This is a genomic window from Streptomyces sp. NPDC058291 (genome assembly GCF_042880855.1).
Classification (GTDB): domain Bacteria; phylum Actinomycetota; class Actinomycetes; order Streptomycetales; family Streptomycetaceae; genus Streptomyces.
The window spans coordinates 76846-87205 of record NZ_JBHVYK010000028.1 but is presented as its reverse complement, the minus strand read 5'-3'; the positions used below and the strand labels follow the sequence as shown (position 1 = coordinate 87205).

General features: G+C 72.2%; 10 protein-coding genes. 7 read left to right on the top strand and 3 right to left on the bottom strand.

The features are described 5' to 3' along the window. Nucleotides 1–45 precede the first annotated feature (45 nt). The 3 genes from ACFVYK_RS17005 to ACFVYK_RS16995 form a co-directional block, all read right to left on the bottom strand. Nucleotides 46–273, bottom strand: coding sequence for a DUF3107 domain-containing protein (locus ACFVYK_RS17005; RefSeq protein WP_020130831.1), 228 nt, complete (start codon nucleotides 271–273; stop codon nucleotides 46–48). A 147-nt stretch (nucleotides 274–420) separates the two neighbouring features. Further along, a complete protein-coding gene (locus ACFVYK_RS17000) occupies nucleotides 421–1062 on the bottom strand; it encodes a TetR/AcrR family transcriptional regulator (RefSeq protein ID WP_069771643.1) in 642 nt (213 codons plus the stop codon). 180 nt (nucleotides 1063–1242) lie between these two features. Continuing rightward, entirely contained in the window at nucleotides 1243–1461 is a 219-nt protein-coding gene (locus tag ACFVYK_RS16995) for a hypothetical protein (protein ID WP_389774220.1), read from the bottom strand. Nucleotides 1462–1691: 230 nt separating this feature from the next. On the opposite strand from ACFVYK_RS16995, the gene ACFVYK_RS16990 reads away from it, so the two are divergent. The 7 genes from ACFVYK_RS16990 (at nucleotide 1692) to ACFVYK_RS16960 (ending at nucleotide 10147) form a co-directional block, all read left to right on the top strand. After that, nucleotides 1692–2663: an alpha/beta fold hydrolase gene (locus ACFVYK_RS16990; protein WP_389774217.1), complete on the top strand. Its 972-nt coding sequence runs from the start codon at nucleotides 1692–1694 to the stop codon at nucleotides 2661–2663. A gap of 7 nt (nucleotides 2664–2670) precedes the next feature. Beyond that, nucleotides 2671–4107, top strand: a complete 1437-nt coding sequence (locus ACFVYK_RS16985; protein WP_389774215.1) for a DUF3152 domain-containing protein — start codon at nucleotides 2671–2673, stop codon at nucleotides 4105–4107. A 56-nt stretch (nucleotides 4108–4163) separates the two neighbouring features. Further along, nucleotides 4164–4256, top strand: coding sequence for an Ms4533A family Cys-rich leader peptide (locus tag ACFVYK_RS16980; RefSeq protein WP_389774212.1), 93 nt, complete (start codon nucleotides 4164–4166; stop codon nucleotides 4254–4256). A gap of 147 nt (nucleotides 4257–4403) precedes the next feature. Continuing rightward, nucleotides 4404–6122, top strand: a complete 1719-nt coding sequence (locus tag ACFVYK_RS16975) for an ABC transporter substrate-binding protein (protein ID WP_389774210.1) — start codon at nucleotides 4404–4406, stop codon at nucleotides 6120–6122. A 4-nt stretch (nucleotides 6123–6126) separates the two neighbouring features. Beyond that, nucleotides 6127–7176, top strand: a complete 1050-nt coding sequence (locus tag ACFVYK_RS16970; RefSeq protein ID WP_389774207.1) for an ABC transporter permease — start codon at nucleotides 6127–6129, stop codon at nucleotides 7174–7176. After that, complete coding sequence (locus ACFVYK_RS16965) at nucleotides 7173–8243, top strand: ABC transporter permease (protein ID WP_389774204.1); 1071 nt, start codon at nucleotides 7173–7175, stop codon at nucleotides 8241–8243. Before ACFVYK_RS16970 ends, ACFVYK_RS16965 begins: the two co-directional genes overlap by 4 nt. Beyond that, nucleotides 8240–10147, top strand: coding sequence for a dipeptide ABC transporter ATP-binding protein (locus ACFVYK_RS16960; protein ID WP_389774202.1), 1908 nt, complete (start codon nucleotides 8240–8242; stop codon nucleotides 10145–10147). The genes ACFVYK_RS16965 and ACFVYK_RS16960 overlap by 4 nt, the downstream gene beginning before the upstream one ends. Nucleotides 10148–10360 lie beyond the last annotated feature (213 nt).

Sequence of the window (10360 nt, the reverse complement as noted above, 5' to 3'; positions counted from 1 at the left end):
GGCCCGGCGACCACGCGGTCGCCGGGCCCCTGTGCGTTCGTTCGCCTACAGAGCGCCGAAGCCCACCTTGCGCGGGGCGGGCTCGCCCAGCTCGACGTAGGCCAGACGGTCGGCCGGAACCAGGACCTTGCGGCCGTGCTGGTCCACGAGGCTGAGCAGCTGTGACTTCCCGGCCAGGGCCTCTGCCACCACGCGCTCGACCTCCTCGGGAGTCTGACCGCTCTCCAGAACGATCTCGCGAGGCGCGTGCAGCACGCCGATCTTGACCTCCACGGCTATGTCCCTCCGACGGTCACGAGGTGCGCGGGCGTCCGCGCCGTACGCTGCACACATTAGCCCGGTGAGGGGACGTACACGGCGCGGCCCTGCACGCCAGGAGCGAACAGCGGGCGGGAACAAACGGCCGACCGCCCTTCGCGGTCAGTGCTGATCGGTTCCGTGCAGCGGGAAACCGGCGATGCCCCGCCAGGCCAGCGAGGCCAGCAACTGGACCGCCTGGTCGCGCGGGACGCTGCGGTCGCTGTGCAGCCAGGAACGGGCCACGACCTGGGCGAGGCCCCCCAGGCCGGAGGCGAGCAGCATCGACTCCGCACGCGAGAGACCGGTGTCCTCGGCGATGACCTCGCAGATCGCCTCGGCGCACTCGGTGGTGACCTTGTCGACCCGCTCGCGCACCGCCGGCTCGTTCGTCAGGTCCGACTCGAACACCAGGCGGAACGCGCCGCCGTCGTCCTCCACGTACGCGAAGTACGCGTCCATGGTGGCCCGGACGCGCTGCTTGTTGTCGGTCGTCGAGGCGAGGGCGCCGCGCACGGCCTGGATGAGCGACTCGCAGTGCTGGTCCAGCAGGGCCAGGTAGAGGTCGAGCTTGCCGGGGAAGTGCTGGTAGAGCACCGGCTTGCTGACGCCGGCCCGTTCGGCGATGTCGTCCATCGCGGCCGCGTGGTAGCCCTGTGCGACGAAGACTTCCTGGGCGGCGCCCAGCAGCTGGTTCCGTCGGGCACGGCGCGGCAGACGTGTGCCCCGCGGGCGCGCTGCCTCTGTCTGCTCGATGGCTGTCACGCCGCCTCCCTAAGTCGTCCTCATGCGGTGAGCGCCGCGCCGCCATCGTACTTTTCGGTAACCCTGCTGTGCGCGGTGCGAGCGCAGAATTTCACGGACTGGACGACGGCAGAAGCGGTAGAGATGGTTTCGAAACATCACGTTCCGGGCATACTCGCGTCCCGCTCCAGCTCAGCGCGGTCAGCGGTAGTCTTCCTCGTCGAGCGAGACCACGCGAGCCTGTTCGACGAGATCCGCCTCGTCGGCCCGGGCGGGGTCCACGTCCTCCAGGGGGTCGTCCCGCTCCGGCCTGACGTCCGTGTACTGCTCCGCGGCGTCGTTCTCCGGCGCCTCGACGTCGATCTCCCCGAAGTCGTCGTCCTCTTCGAACGTCCCCGGGTCGGTGGGGTCAACGGACATGGTGGGCTCCCTTCCTGCGAAAGTCCCTGCGAAGTGCAGGGGCCACTAGCGGGTGCCCTCGGTACGAGCCTAGGAGACACCCGATTCGGACGCTATGCGATCGCTGTGCAGGGTGCCCCTGATCCGCGCCGGTATGACGCGGACGCGGCAGCGACTCGGCAGGGTGTGCGGCCCGTGCGTGTGACGGCGAACACACCAGGGCGCGTGTGATCGTCTCGTAACATTGCCGCATGTCTTCGACCGAGCTGCCCTCCGTGCCGCCCACCAGCGTGCTGCCGAAGGCGATCGCGGTACGGGTGGCGGAGGGCGAGCGGCTCCGGTCGGTGGGGCTGCCGGGCATCACGCTGACAGTGCGTTCCCGCCCGCCCGCGCGCGAGGGCCTCCCGCCCGCGCTCTTCGTGCACGGGCTGGGCGGTTCCTCGCAGAACTGGTCCGCGTTCATGGCCCTGCTCGACGGGGTCGTGGCGAGCGAGGCCGTCGATCTTCCGGGGTTCGGGGACTCCCCGCCGCCGGACGACGGCAACTACTCCATCACGGCACACGCGCGTGCCGTGATCCGTTACCTCGACGCCGCCGGACGCGGGCCCGTCCACCTCTTCGGCAACTCCCTGGGCGGCGCGGTGTCCACGCGCGTCGCCGCCGTCCGGCCGGACCTGGTGCGCACCCTGACCCTCGTCTCTCCCGCCCTGCCGGAGCTGCGCGTGCAGCGCACCGCGGTGCCCACGGGGCTGGTGAGCCTGCCCGGCATCGCCGCGCTCTTCAGCCGTCTCACCCGGGAGTGGACGGCCGAGCAGCGCGTCCGCGGCGTCATGGCGCTCTGCTACGGCGACCCCGGCCAGGTGAGCCCCGAGGCGTTCCGGCACGCGGTGGAGGAGCTGGAACGGCGGATGCGGCTTCCCTACTTCTGGGACGCCCTGACGCGCTCCACACGCGGGCTGCTCAGCGCGTACACCCTGGGCGGTCAGCACGGGCTGTGGCGACAGGCCGAGCGGGTCCTCGCCCCGACCCTCCTCGTCTACGGCGGCCGCGACCAGCTCGTCGGCTTCCGCATGGCGCAGCGGTCGGCCCGCGCCTTCCGCGACTCCCGGCTGCTCACGCTGCCGGACGCCGGGCACGTCGCGATGATGGAGTACCCCGAGACCGTCGCGTCGGCGTTCCGGGAGCTCCTCGCCGAGACCACGACCCGTACGTCGGGGGGCTGAGGCCGACGTGGGACGCCACAGCCGGCGCGGGCCGGCTCCCAAGGGCGCCGCCAAGGGCTCGTCCGAGGTCCCGCCACAGGGACCCGCCCGGGGATCTGCTCAGGGACCTTCGGGAGGGCCTGCGCAGGGGCCTGGCCGGGGGCCTTCGCAGGACGATCCGGGGGGCGCTCGCGGCCGCGGCCCGCACCCGGGGCACGACGGGGCTCCCGCTCGCGGAGCGCCCGGCTCTCCCGGCTTCCCCGACGCGACACCGGGCCGCGGAGTCCCGCAGGTGCGCGGCGGTCACCCCGAGCAGCGTGAAGCCGGTGGCGGCTGGGGTGAGTTGAGGGAGCGACAGGCGGGTACCGGGCAGCCCGTGATACCGCGTCAACGACCCACCCCCGAGGGCGGTCCCCGTCAGAGCTCCCGACCGAGCCGGCGCCAGGGCCCCCGCCAGGACTATCTCGACGCCTTCGAGAAGGATGACGACGACGACGCCTTCGCGCGCGCCGGGGCGCCGTACGCGTCGACGCGCACGCACGAGGGCAGTGCGCGCGCGGCGGTCGCCGACGTGCGCCCAGTCTCCCGCGGCTCGCGCGCGACCGGGCCGGCCGGCCCCGACGCGGCCGAGGAGGCGGCCCCCACCGGCGCGCCCGCCCCGGCCAGGGGCGGCAAGGGGCGGACGTTCACCGGCGTCGCGGCCGCCGCCGTCACCACGGTGCTGGCCGTGGTGGTGGCCGGGCAGGTCGCCGACGGGCGGGACGATCCCGTCCGCTCGCAGTCGACGGCCGGTCGGGCCGCCGCCGGTGACACCGCGCGCGGGGACGACCGGCCCGCCCCGTCGGCGTCCACCGGCGCGACCGCGCTCACTTACGCGCAGAAGATGGCCGCCAGGTACCCCGTGGGGGCCAAGCTCAAGGGGTCGGGCAGGTTCGACGCGGTCCCGGGCGTCGACAAGGCGCCCGGCAAGGGCCGCAAGTACACCTACCGCGTGGACGTGGAGCAGGGCCTCGGACTCGACGGCGCGCTCTTCGCCGCGGCCGTGCAGCAGACGCTCAACGACGACCGCAGCTGGGCCCACGGCGGTGCGCGCACCTTCGAGCGGATCCATTCGGGCAAGCCCGACTTCGTCATCACGCTCGCCAGTCCGGGCACCACCGCGGTGTGGTGCGCCAAGTCGGGTCTGGACACCACCGAGGACAACGTCTCCTGCGACTCGGCTGCCACCGAGCGCGTGATGATCAACGCCTACCGGTGGGCGCAGGGCTCGAAGACCTTCGGCGACGCGATGTACGCCTACCGGCAGATGCTGATCAACCACGAGGTCGGTCACCGCCTCGGCTTCGGCCATGTCACCTGCGACAAGGACGGCGAGCTCGCGCCGGTCATGCAACAGCAGACGAAGTTCCTCGACCACGACGGGATCCACTGTCGGCCCAACCCCTGGGCCTTCCCCGGGACTTGACGGAGAGCACAGAGGTCGCATTGACATGCGCAGAAAGTTCGACCATATTTCTGCGCATGTCGCCCCGTCCCACCTCCGCGCGCGCCGCCATCGAGCTGGCGCTCATCGGTGTGACCGCACTCTGCGTGGCCGACATCCTCTGTAGCTGACGCCCGCCTCTGGCGTTCGCGTCGCGACTTCTTCTCTCCTCCGTGACCTGGTCACGGCTTTTTCGACGACCTGACGCCGGGCAGACGTCTGCTCATGTTCGTCTCACCCTTTGTCTCTTCGTCTCGTTATGTGAGAGGTCGTCTTCGATGCGTCAACCGCCCCTGACAGCGCGCCGCGTGGCCGCGGCATCCATCAGCCTGCTGGTGGCAGCCGGCGCCGCAGCCTGCGGGCCGGAAGACAACGATGCCAAGACCTCCGGCGGCGACTCGGCGCCCCACCAGGGCGGCACGCTGACGATCCTGAACCGCAACCCGCAGCAGGACTTCGACCCGGCCCGGCTGTACACCTCCGGCGGCGGCAAGGTGCCCACCCTGGTCTTCCGCACGCTCACCACGCGCAACCGCGAGAACGGCGCGGACGGCACCCAGGTCGTGCCCGACCTCGCCACCGACACCGGGCGGCCCAACAAGGACGCCACGGTGTGGACGTACACCCTCAAGGAGGGCCTGAAGTACGAGGACGGGAGCGCGATCACCTCCGCGGACGTCAAGTACGGCATCGAGCGCTCGTTCGCGCCCGAGCTCTCCGGCGGCGCGCCCTACCTGCGGGACTGGCTGGTCGGCGCGTCCGCTTACCAGGGGCCGTACAAGGACCCCAAGGGCCTCGCCGCCATCGAGACGCCCGACAGCCGCACGATCGTGTTCCACCTGAACAAGCCCGAGGGCGAGTTCCCCTACCTGGCCACCCAGACGCAGTTCGCGCCCGTGCCGAAGGCCAAGGACACCGGCACCAAGTACGAGCAGCACCCTGTCTCCTCCGGGCCGTACAAGGTCGTCAAGAACGACAACGACGGCGAGCGGCTCACCCTGGAGCGCAACACCTTCTGGTCCGCGAAGACGGACGCCGAGCGCAAGGCGTACCCCGACAAGATCGATGTACGGTCCGGACTCGACTCCTCGGTGATCAACCAGCGGCTGTCCGCGTCCCAAGGGGCGGATGCCACGGCCATCACCACCGACACCAACCTCGGCCCGGCCGAACTCGCCAAGGTCAGCGGCGACAAGAAGCTCGCCGCTCGCGTCGGCACCGGTCACTTCGGCTACACGAACTACATCGCGTTCAACCCGAAGGTGAAACCGTTCGACGACATACGGGTGCGCCAGGCGATCTCCTACGCCCTCGACCGGTCGTCGGTCGTCAATGCGGCCGGCGGCTCGTCGCTCGCCGAGGCCGCCACCACGTTCCTGCCCGACCAGAAGTCGTTCGGCTACGAGCCCTACGACCTCTTCCCGGCCGGCAAGACCGGTGACGCGGCCAAGGCCAAGGAACTGCTGAAGGCGGCCGGCCACCCGAACGGGCTGACCGTCACCCTCACCCACTCCAACAGCCAGGACTTCGAGACCAGCCCGGAGATCGCGACCGCGATCCAGGACGCGCTCAAGAGGGCCGGCGTCACCGTCAAGCTGCAGGGACTCGAGGAGAACGACTACTCCGACACGGTCCACGACGCGAAGACCGAGCCGGGCTTCTTCCTGGCCCACTGGGGCGCGGACTGGCCGTCCGGCGGTCCCTTCCTCGCCCCGATCTTCGATGGCCGGCAGATCGTCAAGGACGGCGCCAACTTCAACACGGGCTTCCTCGACGACAAGTCGGTCAATGCCGAGATTGACGCGATCAACAAGTTGACGGATCTTGACGCGGCCGCCAAGCGGTGGGGTGCACTGGACAAGAAGATCGGCGCGCAGGCGCTGACCGTGCCGCTGTTCCACCCGGTCTACAAGCGCCTGTACGGCGCGGACGTCCGCAACATCGTCATCAGCGACTGGGACGGCGTCCTGGATCCCTCGCAGGTCGCGGTGAAGTAGCACCGTGAGCGAGGCAGTCACCAAGACGGCCGCCGAGGCCGTCCTCGCCGCCCGGGTCACCGGGACGGACCCCGCGTCCGTCCCGGCGGCCTCGGGGGCCCGTCAGTTCTGGCGGCGGCTGCGCACGCAGCGCGCCGCCCTCGTCGCGGCGTCCGTCGTCGCGCTGCTCGTCCTGGTCGCGCTCGCCGCGCCCCTGCTCACCGCGGTCGAGGGCCAGGACCCGACCACCTACCACCCCTCACTCATCGACTCCGCGCGCGGAGGCGTGCCCATCGGCTCGTTCGGCGGGGTCGGCGGCGATCACTGGCTCGGCGTCGAACCGCAGACCGGCCGCGACCTGTTCGCCCGCCTCGTCTACGGCGCCCGGGTCTCGCTGGGCGTCGCTCTGGCCGCGACCGTGTTCCAGATCGCCGTCGGCGTCACCATGGGCATCGCCGCCGCGCTCGGCAGGGGATGGGTTGATCAACTGTTGAGCAGGATCACCGACATCTTCGTCGCCCTGCCCCTGATGATCATGTCGTTGGCGCTGCTCGCGATCGTCCCGGCGAACTTCCCCCGGCCCGTCCTGGTCACCCTGGTCATCGGCCTGCTCTCCTGGGGCAACATCGCCAAGGTGGTGCGCGCGCAGACCCTCACCCTCAAGGGGCTCGACCACGTGGCCGCGGCCCGTCTCAGCGGCTGGGGCGAATGGCGCGTCGCGCGCCGCGAGCTGCTCCCCGGACTCGCCGCCCCCGTCATCACGTACGCGGCCCTGCTGGTGCCGCAGAACATCACCGTCGAGGCCGCCCTGTCCTTCCTCGGTGTCGGCGTGAAGCCGCCCACGCCGTCCTGGGGGCAGATGCTCACCGCCGCCGACGTCTGGTACCAGGCCGCCCCGCAGTACCTGCTGCTGCCGGCCGGCGCGCTCTTCGCGACCGTCCTCGCGCTGACCGTGTTCGGCGATGGGGTGCGCACCGCCCTCGACCCGCGCGCGGCATCCCGGCTGCGGGTGGGCACCGGGCGCAAGCGGGAGGACAAGGCGGCCGTGGCCGTGGCGAAGGAGGTCTCCCCATGAGCGGCCTCAAGGGCTTCAGGGGCCGGCGCGGTCTCGGCGGTCCGAGCGGTCTGAGCGGCTTCAGCGGTCTCAGCGGTTTCGGCGGCTTCGTCCTGCGCCGGGCCGTCGGCGTGGTCCTCACGCTGTTCGCCATCTCGGTGATCGTCTACGTCGTCTTCTTCGTCACCCCCGGAAACGTCGCCCAGATCACCTGCGGCCCGCGCTGCTCGCCCGAACAGGTGCACCAGGTCGCCGAGCAACTGCGCCTCGACGACCCCCTGTACGTGCGCTACTGGCACTTCCTGGAGGGACTGGTCGCCGGTCAGGACTACTCGACCGGCACCTCCGTGGAGCACTGCCCGGCGCCCTGTCTGGGGCTGTCGTACCAGAGCGACCAGCAGGTCACCCGGCTGATCCTCACCAAGCTGCCGGTGAGCCTGTCGCTCGTCTTCGGCGCGATGGTGCTGTGGCTGATCCTCGGCGTCGGCACCGGCGTCCTCTCGGCCTGGCGGCGCGGGCGGCCGACCGAGCGCGTGCTGACCGCCGTCACCCTCGCCGGCACGGCCACGCCCGTCTTCGTCATCGGCCTGATCCTGATGATCGTCGTCTGCGGGGAACTGCGGCTGCTGCCCTTCCCGCAGTACGTGAACCTCACCGACGACCCCGAGCAGTGGGCCTGGAACCTGCTGCTGCCCTGGCTCTCGCTCGCCCTCATCGAGGCCGCGTCCTTCGCCCGGCTGACCAGGGTGGCGATGCTGGAGACCCTCGCCGAGGACCATGTGCGCACCTTCCGCGCGTACGGCGTCGGCGAACGGTCGATCATCGCGCGGCACGCGCTGCGCGGGGCGTTCGCGCCGGTCATCGCGCTGAACGCGAACAACTTCGGCTCCGCGGTCGGCGGCGCGGTGCTCACCGAGACCCTCTTCGGGCTCCCCGGGATCGGACAGGAACTGGTGCACGCGGTCAACGTCGTCGATCTGCCGGTGGTCGTCGGCATGGTCCTGGTCATCGGCTTCTTCGTGGTCCTCGCCAACGCCGTCGCGGACGTCCTGTACGCGCTGGCCGACCGACGGGTGGTGCTCGTATGAGCCTGGTCGACGTCACCGACCTGACGGTCGAGTTCGGCGCCCTGCGTGCCGTGGACGGCCTCTCCTTCCGCCTGGCGGAGGGCGCCGCCCTCGCTCTGGTCGGCGAGTCCGGCTCCGGCAAGTCCACGGTCGCCTCGGCCCTGCTGGGCCTGCACCGGGGGACCGGGGCCGTCGTCGGCGGCGCGGTACGGGTCGCCGGGACCGACGTGCAGGCAGCGTCCGAGGACGAGCTGCGCCGGTTGCGCGGTGGCCGGGCGGCGATGGTCTTCCAGGATCCGCTGTCCTCCCTCGACCCGTACTACGCGATCGGCGACCAGATCGCCGAGGTCCATCGCGTGCACACGCGTGTGTCGCGTCGAGCGGCCCGCGCGCGGGCGGTGCGGGTGCTGGAACGGGTGGGCATCCCGGACGCGGCACGGCGCTCCCGGTCGCGGCCGCACGAGTTCAGCGGCGGCATGCGCCAGCGCGCCCTGATCGCCATGGCGCTGGTCTGCGAACCCGACCTGCTGATCGCCGACGAGCCGACGACCGCGCTCGACGTGACCGTCCAGGCCCAGATCCTGGACCTGCTGCACACCCTGCGCGAGGAGACCGGCATGGGGCTGCTGCTGGTCACGCACGACGTGGGCGTGGCCGCCGAGAGCGTCGACGAGGTGCTGGTCATGCGGCACGGGCGGCTCGTCGAGCAGGGCCCGGCGGGGGCCGTCCTGGCGGCCCCCGAGCACGCCTACACGCGCGAACTGCTCGCCGCCGTCCCCCGGGTGGACGTCCGCCGCGACGCCGGAGCCCACGAACGCCGGGCCCGAGGCAGCGAGGGCCGCGAGGCCGGGGCGGGGACGGGCGCCGGGGCCGGGGCGCGGTCGGCGGAGGCGGACGGGCGGCTTCCGGGCGGTCGAGGGCACGCATCCGCAGCGGCCGCACGGCGGGCCGGCGGGGCGTCGCCGGACGCCGGAGGCCGGCCCGAGGCCGTCACCGTGCCGGGCGCCGTTTCGGGTGCCGGTCCGGGCGCCGGTCCGGGTCCGGGCACCGGTCCGGGTGGAGCCGTCGCGGACGGGGCCCGGGACGAGGCAGCGGGCGAGGTCTCGGACGAGGCCGCCGAGGTCGTCCTGGCGGCGGAGGGTCTGCGCCGTGAGTTCGGGCGCGGGAAGCGCGCGTTCGCAGCCGTGGACGGCGTGTCCCTGACGGTCCGCCGGGGCGAGACCCTCGGCGTCGTCGGGGAGAGCGGCAGCGGCAAGACGACGCTGGGCCGCATGCTGGTCGGACTGCTGGAGCCGACGGCGGGCGAGGTGCGCCACCGCGGCCGGGTGCGGGCCGGGGTGGACCCGACCGTGCAGATGGTCTTCCAGGACCCCGTCTCCTCTCTCAACCCGCGCCGCAGCGTGGGCGAGTCCATCGCCGACCCGCTCCGCGCGCGGGGTGAGAAGGACGAGACACGGGTCAGGGGGCGCGTGACGGAGCTCCTGGAGCGCGTGGGGCTCGAAGCGGCCCACTACGACCGCTACCCGCACGAGTTCAGCGGGGGCCAGCGCCAGCGCGTCGGCATCGCCCGGGCGCTCGCGGCCGACCCGAGCGTCATCGTCTGCGACGAGCCGGTCTCGGCGCTCGACGTGACGACCCAGGCGCAGGTCGTCGCCCTGCTCGGCGCGTTGCAGCGCGAGCTCGGTCTGGCCCTGGTCTTCGTCGCCCACGACCTGGCCGTGGTGCGCCAGGTCAGCGACCGGGTGGCGGTGATGCGGCAGGGCCGCATCGTCGAGGAGGGGCCCGCCGACGAGGTGTACGAGTCGCCGCGGGACCCGTACACCCGGCAGCTGCTGGCCGCCGTGCCGGCGCTCGACCCGGCGGTCGCGGCCCGGCGGCGTGCGGAGCGACGGAGCGCGGAACGACGGGAGCCGGCTCTGACCTGACCCGCCCGGAGTGACGTATCGCGGTCGGACGATCTCTTAGCGCGACCGAACGCGACCCGCACGGGAAAGTTACGTCCGTTCACCCCTTTTGGTGGGGCGGTGGTAAACCCCCCAACGCCCCCCCCCCCAGGCCGCATAAGTTGCGACCCCGGCCCGCCCGCGGGGGCACCGCCGGGCCCCCAAACGGAGTTAAGGGGGGCGCGGGCGCCACGG